This window comes from Citromicrobium bathyomarinum, from assembly GCA_001306305.2.
In the GTDB taxonomy this organism is placed as follows: Bacteria; Pseudomonadota; Alphaproteobacteria; order Sphingomonadales; family Sphingomonadaceae; genus Alteriqipengyuania; species Alteriqipengyuania bathyomarina.
On sequence record CP155577.1, the window covers coordinates 500,039 to 520,482 of the forward strand.

Annotated in this window: 26 protein-coding genes; 12 read left to right on the forward strand and 14 right to left on the reverse strand. The window is 65.9% G+C overall.

Annotated elements, in window-relative coordinates; all coding sequences use genetic code 11:
* The gene (locus VO57_002535; GenBank protein XBL70233.1) at positions 1 to 411 is read left to right on the forward strand and encodes a DUF3035 domain-containing protein; all 411 of its coding nucleotides are present in this window, start codon (positions 1 to 3) and stop codon (positions 409 to 411) included.
* 262 nt (positions 412 to 673) lie between these two features.
* Positions 674 to 973, forward strand: a complete 300-nt coding sequence (locus tag VO57_002540) for a UrcA family protein (protein XBL70234.1) — start codon at positions 674 to 676, stop codon at positions 971 to 973.
* Between the two features lie 110 nt (positions 974 to 1,083).
* Here the strand turns inward: VO57_002540 and VO57_002545 are convergent, their stop codons facing one another.
* From VO57_002545 to VO57_002555, 3 genes are all read right to left on the reverse strand, one after another.
* A complete protein-coding gene (locus tag VO57_002545; GenBank protein XBL70235.1) occupies positions 1,084 to 1,818 on the reverse strand; it encodes a LytTR family DNA-binding domain-containing protein in 735 nt (244 codons plus the stop codon).
* Positions 1,808 to 3,094 (reverse strand): histidine kinase, encoded by a 1,287-nt coding sequence (locus tag VO57_002550; GenBank protein XBL70236.1) that lies wholly within the window; start codon positions 3,092 to 3,094, stop codon positions 1,808 to 1,810. The genes VO57_002545 and VO57_002550 overlap by 11 nt, the downstream gene beginning before the upstream one ends.
* A 79-nt stretch (positions 3,095 to 3,173) precedes the next feature.
* On the reverse strand, positions 3,174 to 4,700 hold the full coding sequence (locus tag VO57_002555) for a fumarate hydratase (GenBank protein ID XBL70237.1): 1,527 nt from the start codon (positions 4,698 to 4,700) through the stop codon (positions 3,174 to 3,176).
* A 162-nt stretch (positions 4,701 to 4,862) separates the two neighbouring features.
* Here VO57_002555 and VO57_002560 point away from each other — a divergent pair, with 162 nt between their 5' ends.
* The 5 genes from VO57_002560 to VO57_002580 all read left to right on the forward strand — a co-directional run bounded on the left by VO57_002560 (position 4,863) and on the right by VO57_002580 (position 10,047).
* A complete protein-coding gene (locus tag VO57_002560; protein XBL70238.1) occupies positions 4,863 to 5,462 on the forward strand; it encodes a protein-L-isoaspartate O-methyltransferase in 600 nt (199 codons plus the stop codon).
* A gap of 2 nt (positions 5,463 to 5,464) precedes the next feature.
* The gene (locus VO57_002565) at positions 5,465 to 6,937 is read left to right on the forward strand and encodes a TolC family outer membrane protein (GenBank protein ID XBL70239.1); all 1,473 of its coding nucleotides are present in this window, start codon (positions 5,465 to 5,467) and stop codon (positions 6,935 to 6,937) included.
* Between the two features lie 25 nt (positions 6,938 to 6,962).
* Positions 6,963 to 7,439 (forward strand): DUF2497 domain-containing protein, encoded by a 477-nt coding sequence (locus VO57_002570; protein ID XBL70240.1) that lies wholly within the window; start codon positions 6,963 to 6,965, stop codon positions 7,437 to 7,439.
* Between the two features lie 89 nt (positions 7,440 to 7,528).
* Complete coding sequence (locus VO57_002575) at positions 7,529 to 9,664, forward strand: S9 family peptidase (GenBank protein ID XBL70241.1); 2,136 nt, start codon at positions 7,529 to 7,531, stop codon at positions 9,662 to 9,664.
* The gene (locus VO57_002580) at positions 9,661 to 10,047 is read left to right on the forward strand and encodes a (2Fe-2S) ferredoxin domain-containing protein (protein XBL70242.1); all 387 of its coding nucleotides are present in this window, start codon (positions 9,661 to 9,663) and stop codon (positions 10,045 to 10,047) included. The genes VO57_002575 and VO57_002580 overlap by 4 nt, the downstream gene beginning before the upstream one ends.
* A gap of 6 nt (positions 10,048 to 10,053) precedes the next feature.
* Here the strand turns inward: VO57_002580 and VO57_002585 are convergent, their stop codons facing one another.
* Positions 10,054 to 10,377 (reverse strand): hypothetical protein, encoded by a 324-nt coding sequence (locus VO57_002585; GenBank protein XBL70243.1) that lies wholly within the window; start codon positions 10,375 to 10,377, stop codon positions 10,054 to 10,056.
* A gap of 88 nt (positions 10,378 to 10,465) precedes the next feature.
* On the opposite strand from VO57_002585, the gene VO57_002590 reads away from it, so the two are divergent.
* From VO57_002590 to xth, 3 genes are read left to right on the forward strand one after another with little or no spacing between them, the layout of a single operon-like run.
* The gene (locus tag VO57_002590) at positions 10,466 to 10,897 is read left to right on the forward strand and encodes a CBS domain-containing protein (GenBank protein XBL70244.1); all 432 of its coding nucleotides are present in this window, start codon (positions 10,466 to 10,468) and stop codon (positions 10,895 to 10,897) included.
* A 31-nt stretch (positions 10,898 to 10,928) separates the two neighbouring features.
* Entirely contained in the window at positions 10,929 to 11,258 is a 330-nt protein-coding gene (locus tag VO57_002595) for an iron-sulfur cluster assembly accessory protein (protein XBL70245.1), read from the forward strand.
* Positions 11,259 to 11,295: 37 nt separating this feature from the next.
* A complete protein-coding gene (gene xth, locus VO57_002600) occupies positions 11,296 to 12,069 on the forward strand; it encodes an exodeoxyribonuclease III (protein ID XBL70246.1) in 774 nt (257 codons plus the stop codon).
* A 76-nt stretch (positions 12,070 to 12,145) separates the two neighbouring features.
* Here the strand turns inward: xth and VO57_002605 are convergent, their stop codons facing one another.
* The 10 genes from VO57_002605 to VO57_002650 form a co-directional block, all read right to left on the reverse strand.
* Positions 12,146 to 12,808 (reverse strand): cell wall hydrolase, encoded by a 663-nt coding sequence (locus VO57_002605; GenBank protein XBL70247.1) that lies wholly within the window; start codon positions 12,806 to 12,808, stop codon positions 12,146 to 12,148.
* Between the two features lie 216 nt (positions 12,809 to 13,024).
* Entirely contained in the window at positions 13,025 to 13,363 is a 339-nt protein-coding gene (locus tag VO57_002610) for a DUF1491 family protein (protein ID XBL70248.1), read from the reverse strand.
* Complete coding sequence (locus VO57_002615; GenBank protein XBL70249.1) at positions 13,360 to 13,830, reverse strand: PaaI family thioesterase; 471 nt, start codon at positions 13,828 to 13,830, stop codon at positions 13,360 to 13,362. Before VO57_002615 ends, VO57_002610 begins: the two co-directional genes overlap by 4 nt.
* Complete coding sequence (locus tag VO57_002620) at positions 13,817 to 14,278, reverse strand: PTS sugar transporter subunit IIA (protein ID XBL70250.1); 462 nt, start codon at positions 14,276 to 14,278, stop codon at positions 13,817 to 13,819. Before VO57_002620 ends, VO57_002615 begins: the two co-directional genes overlap by 14 nt.
* Before the next feature lie 103 nt (positions 14,279 to 14,381).
* A complete protein-coding gene (gene raiA, locus VO57_002625; GenBank protein XBL70251.1) occupies positions 14,382 to 14,948 on the reverse strand; it encodes a ribosome-associated translation inhibitor RaiA in 567 nt (188 codons plus the stop codon).
* Positions 14,949 to 14,997: 49 nt separating this feature from the next.
* Positions 14,998 to 15,699 carry a DNA polymerase III subunit epsilon gene (gene dnaQ / locus VO57_002630; GenBank protein XBL71383.1) on the reverse strand — a complete coding sequence of 234 codons (702 nt, stop codon included), beginning with the start codon at positions 15,697 to 15,699 and terminating at the stop codon, positions 14,998 to 15,000.
* A 37-nt stretch (positions 15,700 to 15,736) separates the two neighbouring features.
* Positions 15,737 to 16,345: a dephospho-CoA kinase gene (gene coaE, locus VO57_002635; GenBank protein ID XBL70252.1), complete on the reverse strand. Its 609-nt coding sequence runs from the start codon at positions 16,343 to 16,345 to the stop codon at positions 15,737 to 15,739.
* Positions 16,342 to 17,199 carry a shikimate dehydrogenase gene (locus VO57_002640; GenBank protein XBL70253.1) on the reverse strand — a complete coding sequence of 286 codons (858 nt, stop codon included), beginning with the start codon at positions 17,197 to 17,199 and terminating at the stop codon, positions 16,342 to 16,344. Before VO57_002640 ends, coaE begins: the two co-directional genes overlap by 4 nt.
* On the reverse strand, positions 17,196 to 17,744 hold the full coding sequence (locus VO57_002645) for a Maf family protein (protein ID XBL70254.1): 549 nt from the start codon (positions 17,742 to 17,744) through the stop codon (positions 17,196 to 17,198). Before VO57_002645 ends, VO57_002640 begins: the two co-directional genes overlap by 4 nt.
* A 38-nt stretch (positions 17,745 to 17,782) precedes the next feature.
* On the reverse strand, positions 17,783 to 18,619 hold the full coding sequence (locus VO57_002650; protein XBL71384.1) for a pyruvate, water dikinase regulatory protein: 837 nt from the start codon (positions 18,617 to 18,619) through the stop codon (positions 17,783 to 17,785).
* Positions 18,620 to 18,934: 315 nt separating this feature from the next.
* Between VO57_002650 and hemE the strand changes: the two genes are divergently transcribed.
* Positions 18,935 to 19,960: a uroporphyrinogen decarboxylase gene (gene hemE, locus VO57_002655; protein ID XBL70255.1), complete on the forward strand. Its 1,026-nt coding sequence runs from the start codon at positions 18,935 to 18,937 to the stop codon at positions 19,958 to 19,960.
* A 22-nt stretch (positions 19,961 to 19,982) separates the two neighbouring features.
* Positions 19,983 to 20,426 carry a CopD family protein gene (locus VO57_002660; protein XBL70256.1) on the forward strand — a complete coding sequence of 148 codons (444 nt, stop codon included), beginning with the start codon at positions 19,983 to 19,985 and terminating at the stop codon, positions 20,424 to 20,426.
* Positions 20,427 to 20,444 lie beyond the last annotated feature (18 nt).

Genomic DNA, 20,444 nt, shown 5'->3' on the forward strand with positions numbered 1-20,444 from the left:
ATGCGCCACAAGAGCCTCATCATCCTCGCCACCTTCGCCATGGGCCTGTCCGCCTGCGGCAGCGGCGGCGGAATCCTGGGCCGCGACCGGCCGGACGAATTCGCAGTGCAGCGGCAGGCGCCGCTGGTGGTTCCGCCCGATTTCAGCCTCGCCCCGCCCGAACCTGGCGCACCGCGCCCCTCTGAAGGCACCGCCGCGGAACAGGCGCTGGACGCGCTGTTCGGCGGGCCGGCTCCGCGCAGCCAGGTCGAAGCTGCCGCGCTCAGCCGCGCAGGCGAGGCGGCTCCCGGCATCCGCTCCTCGGTCGGCGATCCCAAGACGCAAACCGTCGCCAAGGGCCGCGTGACGCGCGACATCCTCGCCGCGCCGCAGGGCGATGGCGGTTCGGCGCAGGCGGTCATCCCCGGCTGATCGCGGGGGCTTTGCCCCGCCCCCCTTTTTTCGAATCACCTGCAATGGCCCCGCCCGCATTTTGCCGGCGGGGCTTTTTGCGCTCCTGTCGTTGGCCGGACGAGATCGGCGGTTGATCCCCGATTCCGTAACGTCCGTCTAGCAATCACGCCTCCGGTCGAAAGCCGCGTGCCCCGCCGGGCATGTTGGGTCACTCCTGTGTCCGGCGGCGCACCAATCCCCCTGAACCCCGGTGCGCCGCCCTATAAAAGGAGGACCCCCAATGAAGACGTCTCTCGTACTGATCGCCGCCACCGCCCTCGCTCTGCCGGTGGTGCCCGCCATGGCCCAGAACGCGTCTGTCGGCGTACCCTATGCCGATCTCGACCTGAGCAGCCCCGAAGGTCGCGCCACGCTCGACAAGCGGATCGATGCGGCCGCGCGCAAGGTTTGCGGTATCGGAGAGCTGCGCACCGGCACCCGGCTGAACCCCAGCGCCGCGCGCAAATGTGTCGCCAGTGTCGACCGGCAGGTCCGTGCGCAGATCGCGGCAATGGAGACGGACGACAATCTGGGCGGCTGACGCCCCTCGCCCCTTCGCAAAAAGCCCCCGTCGGATCCCGGTCCGGCGGGGGCTTTCGCATGGGTGTGCATGTCACGCTAGCGCGAAGGCCGACGCGTGCAGTGGCGCTCCTAGCGGCCCGCCATGGCCTTCACCTTGGGCAGGTAGGTGCGACCGATCCGCAGCGTCTCGCCATCTTCCAGCTCGACCGACCAGACGCCCAGCCCGTCGTGACGCAGGCCCGCGATGTTGTCTTTGCGCAGGATCGTGCTGCGATGAATGCGGATGTATTCCTCGGGATCGAGCTTTTCCTCCAGCCCGGCGATGGTCTGCAGCAGCAGGTAGGTCTTTTCGCCCACGAACAGCCGCACATAATCACGCTCGGCATCGATCCGGCGCACGTCCGAGACCGACACACGGACCAGTTCGGACCGGTGCGGCACCCACAATTCCTGCAGCCACTTGGTGTCGCTGGTGCCCGCAGGCTCGCCCCGCTTCGCGATCGCGCGGCCGATCGCACGCTCAAGCCGTTCGGCAGCGACGGGCTTCAGCACATAGTCGACCGCGTCGAGATCGAAGGCTTCGACCGCGAAACTCTCGTGCGCGGTGACGAAGATGACCGCAGGCGGCGTCGTCTGTTCGGACAGTTTGCGCGCGACTTCGATCCCGTCGATCCCGGGCATGGTCAGGTCGAGCAGCACCAGATCGGGCGCGGTCTTGCCGATCACCTCCAGCGCGGCTTCGCCGTGATCGGCCTTGCCGACCACTTCGACGTCGGCAATCCGGCCGCACAGGGTTTCCAGACGCTCGATCGCGAGCGGTTCGTCGTCGACCAGTACGACGCGCAGGGGTCCATTATCGTCCATCGTTGAAATCCAGCGGCATGATGAGTTCTGTACGGTAGCCTCCGCCCTCGACCTTTCCGGAGCGGACTTGAGCGCGCGAGCCGAAGCGGGCCTTGAGCCGGTCGCGCACGTTGGAAAGGCCGATGCCGAAGCCGCCTCCGGTCCCCTCGGGAAGGCCGGGGCCATTATCGGCCACCACCAGATGCAGGCGCCCATCGGCGGCAAAGGCCTCGATCGACACGCGCACCGGGGTGGTCGAGCGGGCGACTGCGTAGCGGACCGAATTCTCGACCAGCGGCTGGAGGATCATCCCCGGCACGCGCGCACGCTCCAGATCGCCGGGCAGGTCGATCGCGACCAGCAGGCGTTCGGGGAAGCGGACCTCCTCGATCGCGAGGTAGTCGCGTTGCAGCGCGATCTCGTCCTCCAGCGCGACGTCCTCTGTCGGCTCCTCCGCCAGGCTGTGGCGGTAGAAGTTGGAGACCGCCTGGATCATCGCCTCGGCCCGCGTTTCCTTGCCGGTGATCACCAGCGAGGAGAGCGAATTGAGCGTGTTGAACAGGAAGTGCGGATTGATCTGGTAGCGCAGGGATCGGAGCTCTGCGGCCTTGGCGGCGGTTCGGAAGCGCTCTTCACGCACCTGTGACGCGCGGGCCTGTGCGCCCGCCAGCATCGCGAGATAAAGCGCAGCCCAGGCGAGCAGCAGGAAATAGCGGCCCAGCGCGATGTCGGACAGTTGCCGCCAGCGTTCCGCTCCCTTGGGTGCGGGGGCAAGCACGAAGGTCCGCCCCTCGCCATCGTCGAGGTCCATCTCGCGCCGGTCGGCCGCGGCACCGGTGGTGCTGGCGGTGCCGGTTCTCTGTGCGCGAGGGATCGGGGGGAATTCGACCAGCAGGTTGCCCGATTCATCGCGCCGGATGACGATCCCCTGCTCCTTGGCGTAATCCTGATAAATCCGGTCCTGCACGTCGGCGAAGACCATCTGGTTGACCTGCGCGATCATCAGCGAGGCGGGGAGCGCGACAAGCAGCGCAGTCGCGGTCTTTACCTGCAGCGATCGCGAATCGACCAGCCGCAGCACCAGCCACATTCCAAAGGTGACCACCGCGCCGACCAGGCACACGATCAGCCGGCGCCACATCAGCGCCTCCTGCAGGTCCAGCCCGACAACCAGCCCGCGCAGCGAAACGAGCACGTAATAGGTCAGCCACAGACCCGCGATGGACAGCAGCACGAGCCGCAGTGGGAGAACGCTCGATGTGCGGGCGGCGGGGATGTCGGGTGAGACGTCGGTCACGATCCGCCCTCATTGCGCTGCGCGCGCGCGCAAGGCCATGCCGCCGGTCGATAGCAGCCGGACACCGGTCGAGTGCCGCTCACGACTTTTCGAGCAGCTTTTCCTCCGCGATCCGCTTCTTCCACTGCGCCGGGGCGAGCGTGTGGACGTTGTTGCCCGCCGCATCGACCGCGACCGTCACCGGCATGTTCTCGACCGTGAATTCGTAGATCGCTTCCATGCCCAGTTCCTCGAACGCGACGACCTTCGCTTCCTTGATCGCCCGCGCGACCAGGTAGGCCGCGCCGCCGGTCGCCATCAGGTAGGCGGTCTTGAAGCGGCTGATCACTTCGACCGCGTCCGCGCCGCGCTCTGCCTTGCCGATCATCGCGAGCAGCCCGAGGTCGAGCATCATCTCGGTGAAGGTGTCCATCCGCGTGGCGGTGGTCGGGCCGGCCGGGCCAACGACTTCGCCCATCACCGGGTCTACGGGTCCGACGTAATAGATCGCGCGACCGCGGAAATCGACGGGCAGCTCCTCGCCCGCCTCGAGCATATCCTTGATACGTTTGTGCGCCGCGTCGCGCCCTGTCAGCATCTTGCCCGACAGCAGCAGGCGATCGCCATGCTGCCAGCTTTCGACCTCTTCCTGCGTCAGCGTATCGAGGTTCACGCGCTTGGCAGCACTGTCCGGCTGCCAGTTGACCTTGGGCCACTGGTCGAGATCGGGCTTCTCGAGATAGCTCGGGCCCGAGCCGTCGAGCGTGAAATGCGCATGCCGAGTCGCGGCGCAATTGGGGATCATCGCCACCGGCTTGCCTGCGGCGTGGCACGGCCAGTCGAGGATCTTGACGTCGAGCACGGTCGAAAGCCCGCCCAGCCCCTGCGCGCCGATTCCCTGCGCGTTGACCGCATCGAAAATGTCGATCCGCAGCTGCTCGATATCGGTCTGCGCGCCGCGCGCCTTCAGCTGGCCCATGTCGATCGGGTCCATCAGGCTCTGCTTGGCCAGCCGGACGCAATGTTCCGCGGTGCCGCCGATGCCGATGCCCAGCATCCCCGGAGGGCACCAGCCAGCACCCATCGAAGGCACCTGTTCGACCACCCAGTCGACGATGTTGTCGCTGGGGTTCATCATCTTGAACTTGCTCTTGTTCTCGCTGCCCCCACCCTTGGCGGCGACATCGATGCTGACCGTGTTGCCCGGCACCATCTCGACCGACAGCACACAAGGGGTATTGTCGCGCGTGTTGCGGCGGGTGAAGGCCGGATCGGCCAGAATGCTCGCGCGCAGCTTGTTGTCCGGGTGGTTGTAGGCCTGCCGTACGCCCTCATCGACCACGTCCTGCAAGCTGCGCTTGCTGTCCAGGCGGCAGTCCTGCCCCCATTTGACGAACACGTTGACGATGCCGGTATCCTGGCAGATCGGGCGATGCCCTTCGGCGCACATCCGGCTGTTGGTCAGGATCTGCGCGATTGCGTCCTTGGCCGCCGCGCCCTGCTCCGCCTCATAGGCCTCGCCCAGCGCGCGGATGTAATCCATCGGGTGGTAGTAGGAGATGAATTGCAGCGCGTCGGCCACGCTTTCGATGAGATCATCTTCGCTAATTATCGTCATGTCGCTCATCGACGGGCACCTCCTGCTGATCGAAACCGAAGCGCCACTAGAGCAGCACAAGCCTATGCGACAAGTGATGCGGGTCTTGGCGAGCCTTTCCGCCCCCTATAAGGCACCGCCGAGGCCCGCATCCGCCGATACACTCCGGCGACAGAAAACGAGACGAGAAACATGATCGCAACCGCGCACAAAGCACCCGACTTCACCGCCGCGCGCCGCCACATGATCGAAAGCCAGCTGCGCACCAGCGGGATCAACGATGCATGGGTGCTCGATCGCATGGCCGCGATCCCACGTGAAGATTACGTGCCCGAAGCCGCGCGCGCGTCCGCCTATGTCGACCGGACGGTTCCGCTGGGTGCCGGTGCCTTCCTCGCCCCGCCGCTGGCGCAGGGGCAGATCCTGACCCATGCGAAGCCGCGTGCGGACGAACGCACTCTGCTGATCGGCCCCGCGACCGCCTATCTCGCTGCGCTGATCCTGCCGCTGGTCGGCGAACTCCGCGAAGCGACGCCGGACGACGTGCTGTCGGGCGATGTCGACGGCGCGTTCGATCTGGTGATCGTCGATGGCGCGGTCGAGCATGTGCCCGCGCAGCTGGCAGCCACGCTGGCCCCGTCGGGCAGGCTCGTCACCGGAGTTGTTTCGCGCGGCGTCCCCCGCCTCGCAATTGGCCGCCATAGCGGCGCGGATGTTTCGCTGATGACGCTGGTCGAAAGCCAGCTTCCCCGCCTCCCCGCGTTCGACCGGCCGCAAAGCTGGACTTTCTGATCATGAAACGCACCGCCATCCTCGCCCTGACGGCGTCGAGCATTCTTGCTCTCGCCGCGCCCGCCTATGCGGATACGCTGAACGAGGCGCTGGCCGAAGCCTATCGCAGCAACCCCACGCTGCAGGCCGCGCGGGCCCAACTGCGCGCCACGGACGAGAATGTTGCGATCGAGAAGGCCGACGGACGGCCGAGCGTCACCGGATCCGCCGCGCTGACCGAAGTGCTGATCCAGAATTCGACGAGCTTCTTCGCGCCTGCCCGCTCGCTGAGCGCCGGGGTCGATCTGGGCGTGCCGATCTATTCCGGCGGTGCGGTCAAGAACTCGATCCGCGCCGCGGAGCAGCGGGTCGAGGCAGGCCGTGCGGATCTGCGCGGGACCGAGAGTGCAATCTTCAGCCAGGTCGTCGCCGCCTATATGGACGTGCTGCGCGGCGAAGCGCTGGTCGGCCTGAGCGCCAATCAGGTCCAGGTGCTGGAGGTCAACCTGCGTGCCACCAGCGACCGGTTCGAGATCGGCGACCTGACCCGGACCGATGTTGCCCAGTCGCAATCGCGGCTGGCACTCGCCCGCGGCGACCTGCGTTCGGCCCAGGCCGGACTGATCCAGGCGCGCGAAAGCTACATCCAGCTGGTCGGTTCCGCCCCGGGCGAGCTCGAACCGCCGCCGCCGCTCCCCAACCTGCCGGACGATCCCCGGATGGCGGTCGATGTCGCGCTGGACAATAATCCAGACCTGATCGCCGCGCGCGAACGTGCGCAGGCCGCAGGATACGATATTGATGTCGCCGGGGCGAGCCGCCTTCCCCGCCTGTCCGCTTTCGCCGGTTATGATTATCAGAATTTCCTCGGCTCGGTCCCCGATTCGCCGACCGGGCCCAGCCCCCAGACTGCCGACGCCTCGTCCGCCGGTCTGACTCTGTCGATCCCGATCTTCCAGGGTGGACGCCCCGCAGCGCTGCAACGCCAGGCACAGGCCCGCGCGTCCGCCGCGCTCGATCAGGTGATCGCCGCCGAGCGTGACGTGATCGCGCAGGTGCGCGCCTCATACGCGAGCTATTCCGCCGCGCTGGCGATTATCGACAGCTCGCGCGAGGCGGTTGCTGCTGCCGAACTCAGCCTCGAAGGCGTGCGCGCGGAAAACTCGATCGGCAACCGCACCGTGCTCGACGTGCTCAATGCCGAGCAGGAGCTGCTGCTCGCCCGCGTCGATCTCGTCACCGCCCGACGTAACGCTTACGTCGCCGGCTTCAGCCTGCTGGCCGCGATGGGCCGTGCAGAGGCGCGCGATTTGGGCATCGAAGGCGGCGCGCTGTACGATCCGCTGGCCAATTACGATCGCGTGTCGGACCGCTGGAGCGACTGGGATCGCGACCCCGAACCCGAAGCCGCCGGCACACGGACCGTTGACATTCCCGCCGCCGACGCGGAAGTCGGCACGGTCTACGGCCCGATGATCGAGCCGGAACGGAACTGAACGACCACTGTCGGGGGACGGAAACTTGCGGGACGGCGAAGCGTCGGTCGAGGAAATTCTCGATTCCATCAAGAAGGTGATCGCGCGCGACAATCGCGCGGGCGCGCTGGACGCGCGGCGGCGGCGCGAACGCGCCAGCCGCACGGAAGCGGTTCTTGAGGAAGAGGCCGACGAGGTGTTCGATCTGGCCGAAGCCGACCTGGTCGATGACGACGATGCGACGGGCGGCGGGCACGCCGCTGACCATGAAGACGAACAGGACGAACCTCTGATGAGCGCCACCTCGCGCGAATCCATGCGCGACAATCTCGCGACCCTCGCGTTACTGGCAGAGCCGGGCGCGCAGCCGCAGATCGTGCGCTCGGGCGAGACCTCGCTCGAAGGCATGGCACGCGAAATGCTGCGCCCGATGCTGGCCGACTGGCTCGACAAGAACCTGCCGCCGATGGTGGAGGAACTGGTCCGCCAGGAAATCGCGCGAATCGTCAAGAAGCAGGGCTGATCACCGCTGCGGGTTTTCGCCCCGGCTCACCCCGACTCGTCACCAGAATTCGCTTGCGAGGCGCAGCGACAGGCTTAGTTTCGCGCGCCATGCGCAAGGCTTTCAAACCGCTCGCCCTTCTCGCCGCCTCCGCGGCGTTCGTCACCCCCCCCGCGATCGCGCAAGAGACTGCTCAGAGCAGCGCCGCCCAGCCAACGTCCCCGCACCCGATGACCGCGCTCGACCTGGTCACCATGCCGCGTCTCGGTGGCCCAAGCGTCAATGATGACGGCACTCTGGCGCTCTATTCGGTCACCACGACCAATTCCGAATCGCTTGCCCGCAGCACGCAGCACCGGGTCCGAACGATCGCCACGGGGGATGAGGTCACGGTGACCATGCCCGAAGGCGCGTCCTCGCCCGTGTTCGTGGGCGATGACGAAGTCTATTTCCTCGCGCCCGGCGGCGAAGGGTCGACCGGCGCACAGGTGTGGCGCGGGGCGCTGCGCGGCGACAGCACGCTGGCCGATCTGCATCAGGTGACCCAGCTGACCCGCGAGGTCGGCGGATTCGAAGTCTCGCCCAATGGCGAAAGCCTCGCGATCTTCGGCAATGTGCCGCGCGGCTGCGCGCAGTTCGACTGCCCCGATGCCACCACAACCGCGACCGGTTCCGGCAGGCTCTACGACAATGAAGACGGCTTCGTACGGCACTGGGATACGTGGGAGACGCCAGATGTGTTCAGCCGCGTGTTCGTGTTCCCGCTGTCGGGCGGCAAGGCGCGCGGCCCGGGCGTCGCGGTCGACGGGCCTGACGGCGAAGGCGCGCTGGTCGGCGACACGCCGCTGCAGCCTTTCGGCGGGCTGGAAGACATGGCGTGGAGCCCGGACGGCAAGACACTCTATTTCGTCGCCCGTGAATCGGATGCGGCAGAGCCGACCTCGACCGACACCGATATCTACAGCTTCACCATGGGGGACACCGCCCCGGCGAGTCTGACCGATGCGAACCAGGCGACCGACGGCACCCCCGCACCGTCTCCCGACGGCAAATGGCTCGCCTATCTCGCGATGGAGCGGCCCGCATACGAAGCGGATCGCCTGCGGATCATGCTGCGCGATCTGGCCACCGGAGAAACCCGCGCGCTGACGCAGGATTTCGACCGCAGCTTCGGCTCGCTCGCGTGGACCCCCGATTCGCGCTGGATCGTGGCCACCGCGCAGGACGTGCTCGACACGCCCGCCTTCCGGATCGACCCGCGCACCGGCACGGTGACCAAGCTCGACCTGATGCCCGGCAACGAAGCGCATATCGGTAACGTTACTCCGCTCGATGGCCAGCGCCTGCTGTTCACCCGCGATTCGATCGCCGCCCCGGCCGAAGTCTACCTGTCGCGCAACTGGGGTGAGGCAGACCGGCTGACCAGCGTCGCGACCGACCGGATCGATGCACTCGCCCCGGTCGAGACCCGGCGGTTCGATTTCGCAGGCGCGAATGGCGATACGGTGTGGGGCCAGATCACCAAGCCTTCCGGCGCCACCGGGCCGCTGCCTGCAATCCTCTACGTCCACGGCGGGCCGCAGGGTTCGTTCAACGATGGCTGGTCGAGCCGCTGGAACCCCCGCGTGCTGGCGAGCCAGGGCTACGCGGTGATCTCGGTCGATTTCCACGGGTCCACCGGATACGGGCAGGCCTTCACCGATGCGATCAACCGCGACTGGGGCGGCAAGCCGCTCGAAGACCTGCAGAAAGGCCTCGCCGCCGCGCTCGCGCTCGATCCGCAGATCGACGGCGACAAGGCCTGCGCAATGGGCGCGTCCTACGGCGGCTATATGATGAACTGGATCGCGGGTAACTGGTCCGACCGGTTCGACTGCCTGGTGCAGCACGACGGCCTGTTCGACATGCGCAGCTTCTATTACGCGACCGAGGAACTGTGGTTTCCCCGCTGGGACTTCGGCGGCAGCTACGCCGTGGCGCGCGACACCTACGAGCGCTGGAATCCGGTGAACTACGTCGACAGCTGGCAGACCCCGATGCTGGTGGTCACCGGAGAGAAGGATTTCCGCGTGCCCTACACCCAGGGTATCGGCGCCTTCACCGCCTTGCAGGAGCGCGGCATCCCCTCGCAGCTGCTGGTCTTCCCGGACGAGAACCACTGGGTGCTCAAGCCGGTCAACTCGCTGCAGTGGCACGACACCGTGTTCGCCTGGCTCGATCGCTGGCTGGGCGAAGACGCCGAATGAACAAGGCCAGGGAACTGCGCAAGGCGCGCGAGGCACTCGCCAAGACGGGTGGAGAGCGCGCCGCGCGGCACATCTTCCTGTGCGCTCTGCCTGAAAAGGCGAAGTGCTGCGACCGCGCGCAGGGCAAGGAATCCTGGAACTACCTCAAGAAACGCCTGAAGGAGCTGCGCATTGGCCCGTCCAAGGATGACGGGCAGGATCTGCTGGTCCGGCGAACCAAGGCCGACTGCCTGCAGATCTGCGACGCGGGGCCGATCGCACTCGTCCAGCCCGATGGCGTCTGGTACCACTCCTGCACGCCTGAGGTGCTGGAGGAGATCATCCAGCAGCATCTGATCGGCGGCGAACCGGTGGAGGCGTATCGCCTGTATCCGGAGCGCTGAGGGCTCTCAGCGCCGCCAGTCGTCCTCGCCACTGTCGTGCCAGCCATCCTCGTCGGCCAGCGGATTGTGGATCGATTCGTCGTGGCCGGTGCCGTTGGAGAGGAACACCAGCCCCATCAGCGCGCTGGCAAGCAGCATCGTCAGCCCGATGCCCAGCGCGACCGCGATGAAGAAATGCGGGCTGACCTCCGCCTCACTCCAGAAGATCGCCGCCATTGCCGCCGCGACCACGATGATCGTCACCAGCAGCATGAAGCGCATGATCCGCTTGTAGCGGGCCCAGGCGAAGGCGGCCTGTTCGGGATCGTCGAGCGGGGATTTGGGCGGCATCGGGCCCTCCTGTGGCAGGGTGTCGCGCAGATTCGCCAAAACGCACCCTTCGTGTCATGATCCTCCTCCAAAAAAAGGAGAGCTGAGGATGGATATCGAACGGCTTGTCGCGGATCGCGATCCTCATGACATCGTGAGCTGCCAGACGCAAACTCCGATGCGCGACGCGGTTACGCTGCTCGCGGAAAAGCGGATCGGCGCGCTGCCGGTGATGGACGGCGGCAAGGTCGCGGGCATCTTTTCCGAGCGCGACGTGATCTATTGCATGGCTGCGCAAGGCCCGTCCTGCCTCGAAAGGCCTGTGGGCGAGGTCATGACGTCGCCCGCAATCACCGTGACGCGCGATCAGAAGATCGACCAGGCGCTGGCGCTGATGACCAAGCGGCGCATTCGCCACCTCCCGGTGGTCGAGGACGATGCACTGCTCGGCTTCGTCTCGATCGGCGATCTGGTCAAATCGCGCTTCGACGAGGTGGAGCGAGAGGCAGAGGATTTGCGTAGCTACATCCAGACGGCTTGAGGCAAGGCCCCCTCGCGCCCATATCGTAGCTATGACCGATACTCCCGCTCTCACGCAAGCCGCCGCAGCGCGCGTCTCCGCCATTGCCAGCAAGCAGGGCAAGCCCGCGGTTTTGCGGCTCGCCGTGGATGGTGGCGGATGCTCGGGCTTCCAGTATCGCTTCGAACTGGCCGATGGGCCCGAGAGCGACGACCTGACCAGCGAAACCGACGGGGTGACGCTGGTGGTCGATCCGGTCAGCCTCGATCTGGTGGCAGGCAGCAAGGTCGATTTCGTCGAATCGCTGGGCGGGGCGGCCTTTCAGGTCGAGAATCCGCAGGCGGCCGCGGGCTGTGGCTGCGGCTCCAGCTTCGGGATTTGAATTAGACTAGGCGCTGCGCATCAGGCAGGAAGCCGCCATGCGCATCGCCACCTTCAACATAAACGGGATCAAGGCCCGTCTGCCCCGCCTGCTCGAATGGCTGGAGGAAACCCAGCCCGACGTCGCGTGCCTGCAGGAAATCAAGTCGCAGGACGACGGCTTCCCTGCCAGCGAGTTCGAGGCGATCGGCTATCAGGCGCTGTGGCACGGACAGAAGAGCTTCAACGGGGTCGCCGTGCTCGCCAAGCAGGGTCTGACCATGGAAGAGCGTCAGCGCGGCCTGCCCGGTGACGAGAGTGACGATCAGGCCCGCTATCTTGAGGTCGAGGTCGATGGCGTGGTCATCGCCAATCTCTACCTGCCCAACGGCAATCCCCATCCCGGCCCCAAGTTCGATTACAAGCTGGCGTGGATGGAGCGGCTGCGCGCGCGTATGGCGGCGCTGTGGGCGCAGGAGAAGCCCACGATCGTGCTCGGCGATTTCAATGTCATCCCGCAGGACAAGGACGTGTGGTCACCGCCCGCGATGGCGGACGACGCGCTGATGCAGCCCGAATCGCGCGATGCCTATGCCCGCCTGCTGGCGGACGGGTGGACCGACGCGATCGACACGCTCAACCCGCGCGGCGGGGTGTGGACCTTCTGGGACTATCAGCGCGGTGCCTGGCAGCGCGATCACGGCTTCCGCATCGACCACTGCCTGCTCTCGCCCGAACTCGCCGACCGCTTGCAGGCGGCGGGCGTCGACAAGCACGCACGCGGCCGCGAGAAGGCCAGCGATCATGCACCAGTGTGGGTCGAGATCGCCTGAGGATGTACCATCACGCGAAAGGGGCGCAGCACCCTCCCGTGCCGCGCCCCTCTTCAAAAAATCGATCCGGTATCGCTTACCGGTAGAAGATGTGCGTCTTGATGGTTGCCCGTGCGACCTTCTTGCGCGCCCAGCTCGGCTTCACATAGGTCGCGTGGAAATAGAGCGAGTCTTCCGCCGCGCTGTTCCACATGCCTTCATGCGCAATCCGCGCGATCTTGCGCGCGCGTTCCCACGCGGCGGCATTGCTGCGGCGGCTGGGGATGACGCCGTTCTTCACGAAGGAGAACTGCGAACGCTGGGTGACAACCCCGCAATAATCCGAAGGGAAGGCGGAAGATTCGGCGCGGTTGATGATGACCTGCGCCACCGCCAGCTGGCCTTCCATCGGCTCGCCGCGCGCTTCGAAATAGACTGCGCCTGCCAGGCATTCGAGCTGGCGCGACAGCGTCGCGGGTGCATCGACCTCGGCGACCAGTTCGCGCAGCGATGATGCCTGCGGCGTGGCTGCGTCGGCGACCTGCGCCGTCTCGTCCGCCTCGCTCGTGTTCTCTTCCGGCAGCGGCTGAACCACTTCTTCGGAGATGAACACCGGATCGGCCGAAGCCTCCGGCTGCGGCGCGATGGAAATTTCAGTGTCGCCCTGTTGGGCTTGCGCGTCCGCGTAGGTGAACCCTGCGGATGCGATCAGTCCAGCTGCGACAAACGCCGCAAAGCCGAATTTCGTCTTGCTACCCATTGATCCCGTTCAAAGGGCGGTGAACGAACACAGACGCAGGCTGGAACCATCACGCGCCGAAGCGCTTGTTGAAGTTGTGTAAGGTGTGAGGGTTCTTGAAAGGCCTGCCGGCCGTTCCCCGACTGCGTGCTTATCGATGCGACCGTATTGCCGCTTCGACCGCCTGCGCAAATTCGAAGTCGCGGGCCCTTTGCCTGTGCGGCGCGCTAGGTCAAGTTAAGGCCGCATTTGTGCGACGAACCGTTGTGCATTTTCGACCTGTGCCTCGACCACCCACAAATCCTCGTCCTGCGCGTGTCTGCGATCGCAATATTCGTAGATTTCCCCTTCGTTTTCAGGGGTTTTCTCCTGCGTTACTTGCCATTCGAAGCCAAAACCGGCGGACGGGCGTCTTTCGACTAGTTTCACGCTTCCGTCTCGCTCGCGCAGCAAAACAATATAGGTGCCGCTTTCACGGTCACCTTTGGCAAGGATAACTCCATTGCCACCGTCTGCCGAAACTTGCCGCAAAAGAGCACTCACCAGCAGGTGAGTCGGCAGCCGCGAATCGCTCATTGCGATTCGTCCGCGTATCCTTCGAGGCCCGAAAGCGGGATTCGCGAGCGCATGAATGTGCCGGTGCCGCGCCCGATCTCGTCACCCTCTTCGTCGACCAGCCGCGATTCGGCGACCAGCACGCGCCGTCGCCCGCTGATCCACACGCCCGACGCAGTCACCCGCCCCTCGCGCACCGGCTTGGTGAAATGGGCGTTGAACGCGGTCGTCAGCAGGAATCGGTCGGTGACCAGGGTGTTGGCGGCGTAGAAGGCCGCATCGTCGAGCATCTTGAAATAGACGGTGCCATGCGCCGCACCCGCCGCGTGATAGACGCTTTCGGTGATATCGAACTCGATCCGCGCGCGGCCTTCACCCTCGATGGTGAGACCCGATGCGAACAGCGCGTTGATCGGGGCCGAGCGATAGAGTCGCTCGAGCGCGCGATAATGGGCGGCGGGCCCGGGGGAGTCCTCAGGCTGCGTCACGCAGACCCGAATTCGCGATGATCGCGAACAGCTCTTCCTCGCTGCGCGCTTCGAACAACTGGTGCAGCACGCGTTCGTCGCGCGTCACGCGGGATATTGCCGCGAGTGCGTGGAGGTGCTGCGCACCCGCATCGCTGGGCGAGAGCAGGCCCACCACCAGCCGCACGGGGATTCCGTCGGCAGCGTCGAAATCGACGTCGCGGTCGAGATGAATCAGCATCGCCAGCGGGCGATCGATCGTCTCCAGCCGGGCGTGCGGGATAGCCACTGCCCGGCCGAAGCCGGTGCTGCCGAGCGCCTCGCGTTCGCGCAGCGCGTCCAGCACCATGCCCTCGTCGAGCCCGTAGGCGGATGCAAATCCGCGCGCGAGCTCGGCAAGGATGGCACGCTTGTCGCTGCAATGGGCGCAGCGAACCGCCTCGGGAAGCAATCGGAACGGACTCGGCAAGGTACTGTGCTTTCGTGAGCTGACGTCAGGTCTGGCGTGATGCCGCAAGAGGCGCGGCGGGCGCGCCCTTGCTGGTTGGCATCAATGCCGAACCGCTGGCGCGTCAGTGAGGCTCCACCCATCCGATCGAGCCGTCGTGGCGGCGATAGACCATATTATGGCGGCCACTGCCAGCATTTTTGAAGAACAGCGCATTGGTGTCGCGCAGATCGAGCAGCATGACCGCATCGGCGACCGAGACTTCGGGGATGTCGGTCTTGGTCTCGGCGACCACGGGTGCCGATTCATCCACCTCGCTCTCGTCTTCTTCGGCCCGTGCCGCGAAGATGCGGTAGGCGGCTTCCTCCGCCTCGGGCGACAGTGCGCGGTCGGTGTGCTTTTCGCTCAGCCGGCGCTTGTAGCGGCGCAGCTGCTTTTCGAGCTTGGCGGCCGACGCGTCGAGCGCCTGGTGGATGTCATGCGCCTCACCGCGCGATTTCAGCGTCAGGCCCTGCTTGATATGGGCGACGATATCGCACGAGAACGCCCCGCCCGGCACCTTGCCGAAGGTGGCGTGGGCCGAAATCGCGCGGCTGAAATACTTGTCGACGATGGCTGCGAGACGATCGGTCGCGTTTTCCTGCAACGCAGCGCCGGTGTCGATCTGGTGGCCCGAAATCCTGACATCCATGCTCAGCAATACTCCTTCTTATTGGCCGCCTTCGGGGGGAGGGCGGGGCCTATCTATGCCAGATAGGTCTTGTCATACGGTCAAGAAAGGCCGCGTGGGCCGCGAGTTCCTGTTCGCTCGCGGAATGGGGCCGGGCCGGGCGCCGCGGACGATCGCCGGAGGGAAGCATCGCGGCCAGTTCGGGCTCGGCGGGAGCGGTATCGCCTTCGGCAAGCTCACCAATCAGGCCCATCGCGATCTGCCGCCCGCCGGTCAGCTCGATATAGACCTGCGCGAGCAGCTCCGCGTCGAGCAGCGCGCCGTGGAACACGCGGTGACTGCGATCGACCCCGTAGCGCGAACACAGCGCATCGAGCGAATGCTTGCCGCCCGGGTTCTTGCGCCGTGCCATCTCCAGCGTGTCGATCTTGCGGGTCAGGCAGATCGGTTCGCGTGTGCACAACTCCAGCTCGGCATTGAGGAAAGCGAAGTCGAACCCGGCATTATGCGCCACCAGCATGTCGTCGCGGACGAAATCGAGAAACTCGTCGACTGCATCGGCGAAACGCGGCTTGTCCGCCAGGAACTGCGCGCTCAGCCCGTGGATCGCCTCGGCCTCGGCGGGCATGTCGCGCTCGGGGTTGTAATAGGCGTGGAAGGTTTCGCCGGTCGGCATCCGGTCGACCAGCTCGACACAGCCGATCTCGACCATCCGGTGCCCCTGCCTGGGGTCGATCCCGGTGGTTTCGGTATCGAAGATGATTTCGCGCATGGCCGGAGTATCGGCCTCCATGGGCCAACTGGCAAGGTCAGGCGGGGGAAGGGCGCTCGCTTTTCAATAGGGCGATCAGTTCGGCGACCTCCGCCTCGGTTTCGGCGAGCGACTGGCCGGTATCGATCACGTGATCGGCGCGCGCGCGCTTGTCCTCGTCCGGGGTCTGCAGCGCGAGGATCTGCTCGAATTTCTCCTCGGTCATGCCCTCGCGCGCCAGCACCCGCTCGCGCTGGACGGGATGGGGCGCGGAGACCACTACCACCCGGTCGACCCCGCCCGCGCCGCCCTTTTCGAACAATAGCGGGATGTCGAACACGATGATCGGCGCGTCGCTGTTTTCCGCGAGGAACGCCGCGCGACGCTGCGCCACCGCAGGGTGCATGATCGCTTCGAGCCGGGCGAGCTCTTCGCGGTTGCCGAACACCAGCGCGCCCAGCTTGCCGCGATCGACGCCCTCGGGCCCGGTGGTCCCGGGAAAAGCCGCCTCGATCGCGCCGAGCACCGGGCCGCCCGGACCCTGCATCGCGCGAACCTCCGCATCGGCATCGAACACGGGCACCCCGTGCGCCTCGAACATCGCGGCGACCGCCGATTTGCCCATCCCGATCGAACCGGTCAGGCCGAGGATCAGCGGGCGTGTCATGCGCTCAGCAGCTCGCGCAGTTCGGCATCGTGCTGGCGCGGAGGAGGCGCGCCGTAGAACAGGCGAAACGCCTCTGCCGCCTGCCCGATCAGCATCGCCAGCCCGTCGATCGTTGGATGCCCCGCCGCGCGTGCGGCCTGCAGGAATGCGGTGTCGAGCGGGTCGGTGACGATATCATAGGCGATCGCACCGGGCGGTGCATGGCTCCAGTCGAAAGCGAGCTCGTCCTTGCCGCGCATCCCCAGCGGGCTGGCATTGACCACCAGATCGAGCATGCCCTGCCGGTCGTCGAAGGCGAAATCGGTCGGCGCGGCAAAGTGGTCGATCGGGGCGACATGGTGCTCCGTGGTGCCGGGCAGCTGCGCGATCAGCTCTTCGGCCTGTTCGGTGCGCCTTGCGGCGAGCACGAGAGTGAAGCCTTGCACGGCCAGCGCATGGGCGATCGCCCGCGCGGCTCCGCCCGCACCGATGATCCGCGCCATGCGAAACAGGTGCGTGTCTCGCAGCTGCTGCGTCAGCGGTTCGAGAAACCCGGCGGCATCGGTGTTGGTCCCCGCAAGCACGCGATCGAACGCGGGATAGATCGTGTTAACCGCACCGATCGAGGCGGCCGGGTCTTCCACCGAAGCCAGGTACGGCTGGACCGCCTGCTTGAGCGGCATGGTCACGTTGCAGCCGCGCCAGTTCGGGTCGGCCTGCCGCTCCGCAAGATAGTCCGCCAGATCGTCCTCGGTCACGCGGGTAGCGCGGTAATCCCCCTTGATCCCCAGCTTCTGGAGCCAGAAGCGGTGGATCGCGGGCGACTTGGACTGAGCGATGGGATCGCCGATCACCTCCGCAAAGGGCATGCTCATGAGGCCAGCACGTCCTCGTCGCGCAGCGCGCCGAGTACCTGCAGCAGCGGCATGCCCAGGATGGTGAAATAGTCGCCCTGGATCCGCTCGAACAATTGCACGCCCAGCGCCTCGATCCGGAATACGCCGACGCACTGGGCCACCTCGGGCCATTCGGCGGCAAGGTAGGATTCGATGAAATCCTCGCTTAGCTCGCGCACATGCAGCGTGGCGACGTCTTCACCCAGCCACACGATCCGACCGTCGCGGGCCAGAGCGGCCGCGCTGTAGAGATGGAGCGGCTTGCCCGAGAAGAAGCGGAGGTGTTGAGCCGCCGCAGCGCGGTCGCGCGGTTTGTCGAACCGCTCGCCCTCGACCATCACCAGACTGTCACCCCCCAGCACCAGCGCGCCGGGATTTTCCGCGGACACCGCGCTGGCCTTTGCTGCGGCGAGCGCCTGCGCGATCTCTGTGGGCGGCGCATCTGCCATCTCCGCTTCCAGCGCGCGCTCATCCACATCGGCACCAATGGCGGAGGCGATGGAGATGCCCGCCGCCTCCAGCATGGCGCGGCGCGAGGCACTGTTCGAGGCGAGGATCAGGGTCAGATCGGCTTCTCCTGCGGCTTGGTGCGCGAGCCATGTTCGCCGGCCAGCTTGATGATCGCGGCGGCGGTTTCTTCGATCGAGCGGCGGGTGACATCGATCACCGGCCAGTTATTGTCTGCAAACATGCGCCGCGCGAAGCGGATCTCCTCCTCCACCCGCTCATGCTCGGCATAGGCGGTCTGCGATGCTTCGTTGAGCGAGAGCAGGCGGTTGCGGCGGATCTGCACCAGCCGGTCGGGCGCGGTGGTCAGGCCGACGATCAGCGGGCCGCTCAATTCGAACAGCACCGGCGGCGGCGGGCTTTCGATCACCAGCGGGATGTTGGCGACCTTAAAGCCCCGGTTGGCGAGATAGATGCTGGTCGGCGTCTTCGATGTGCGCGAAACCCCGGTCAGCAGGATATCGGCGCGGTGCCAGTCTTCACTGCCCACCCCATCATCATGCGCGATGGTGAAGTGGATCGCATCGACCCGCTTGAAATAGGCATCATCCATCCGGTGCTGGCGCCCGGGGCGGCCATGCGCCTCCTGCCCCAGATGGTTTTCGAGCGCGGTGGTCACCACCCCCAGCGCGTCCACCGCGGGCAGGCCCAGCTGTCGACAGCGATCTTCGAGCAGGTCGCGCGTCTCCTCGTTCACCAGGGTAAACAGGATCAGGCCCGGGGCCTTTTCCAGCTCGGGCATGATCCGCTCCAGATGCTGGCGCGATCGGACCATCGGCCAGAAATGGCGCACCACGTCCGCCCCTTCGAACTGGGCGAGCGCGGCGTTCGCCACCATCTGGAGGGTCTCGCCGGTCGAATCGGAGAAGAGGTGAATATGCGTGCGCGCCAAGGGATGATCCGGCCTGTGGAAAGCTCTCGGGATAAACCACTTCATATCCGCAAGGACAAGTCCGGCACGGTTTTCCTGCCCACCGGCCCCCGGATTCACACCGGGGGTTTGCCAACAGGGATGGCCTTTATCCGCATGCTGGGTACAACCGGGATAAGTTTCGATTGACCGCGCAGCCGTGCGGATTCGGTTGGCTGGAGGTGGCCCGGGTTATGAGTCAGGGGGCTGTGCAGCAGTGGGTTATCCCGCCTGTCCACAGGGCCTACTTCCTTCATCCATCTATTAATAATATTATTATTTAGGATAGTTAGGCGCATGCCCGGTCCTCTTCTCGATTGCCTGCGCGGCGAACGCGCCGAAAGCCCACCCGTCTGGTTCATGCGCCAGGCAGGGCGATATTTGCCCGAATACCGCGCCTTGCGTGCCGAGAAGGGCGGGTTCCTCGATCTGGTTTACGATAGCGAGGCGGCGTGCGAGGTGACCTTGCAGCCGGTCCGCCGGTTCGGGTTCGACGGGGCGATCCTGTTTTCCGATATCCTGATCGTGCCGCACGCGATGGGGCAGACACTCGAATTCCTCGCCGGCGAAGGCCCCAAGCTGAGCCCGCCGCTGGTCGAGAGCGAGCTTGCCGGGCTCAGCGCCGATCCCTCCCGCTACGACCCGATCTACCAGACCGTGCGCCTGTGCCGGAAACAGCTGGCACCCGATGTCACCATGCTCGGCTTTGCAGGCAGCCCGTGGACCGTGGCGACCTACATGATCGCGGGCGAGGGCAGCCGCGATCAGCACGCGGCACGGGCGATGGCCTATGCCGATCCGGGCAAGGTCGAGGCGATCATCGGCGCGATCATCGACCAGACCGTCGGCTATCTGCGCGGGCAGATCGACGCGGGCGCGGAAGCGGTGCAGCTGTTCGACAGCTGGGCAGGGAGCCTCGCACCGGACGAGTTCGACCGCTGGGTAATCGAACCCAACGCGCGGATCGTCGCCGCGATCAAGGATAGCCATCCGGATATTCCGGTGATCGGTTTCCCCAAGGGGGCGGGCGAGAAATTGCCTCGCTATGCGGAGCGGACCGGGGTGGATGCGGTCGGACTCGACGAAACGCTCGACCCCGAATGGGCGCATGCGGCTCTGCCTAAGGGCATGCCGGTGCAGGGCAATCTAGACCCGATGCTGTTGCTTGCCGGTGGCGATCGGCTGGACCACACGATCCGGCATATTCTGTCGGCGCTGGCCGACCGCCCGCACGTGTTCAACCTGGGCCACGGAATCGACCGCCACACGCCGATCGCGCATGTCGAACATGCGCTGGGCGTGTTGCGCGATTGGCAGCGCTAGGCAGAGCCGCTAAGGCAGCGCCATGCAGGAAACGCTCAGCATGCTCTATTTCTGGCTCAAGGCCGGGCACATCATCTTCATGGTGTTCTGGATGGCCGGCCTGTTCATTCTGCCGCGCCAGCTGGTCTACATGCACCCGAGCGCGCCCGGATCGGCAGAGGAAGCGCTGTGGGCGACGCGCACGCGCCAGCTTCGCAACATCATCCTGACCCCCAGCTTGATCGTCACCTGGGTGCTCGGCCTTACGCTGTCGGTCACTATCGGCGCGTGGAGCGACGGGTGGTTCCACGCCAAGCTGTTTCTGGTGTTGCTGCTGACAGGGTATCACGGTTTCATGGTCGCGCTGTCGAAGAAGATGGCGCGCGGCGAGCGGCCGATGGCGGAAAAGCGGCTGCGCCTGTGGGGCGAAGTGCCTGCGCTGCTGCTCGCGCTGATCGTGGTGCTGGTCGTCATCAAGCCGTTCTGATCGGGAAATTCGTGGGCC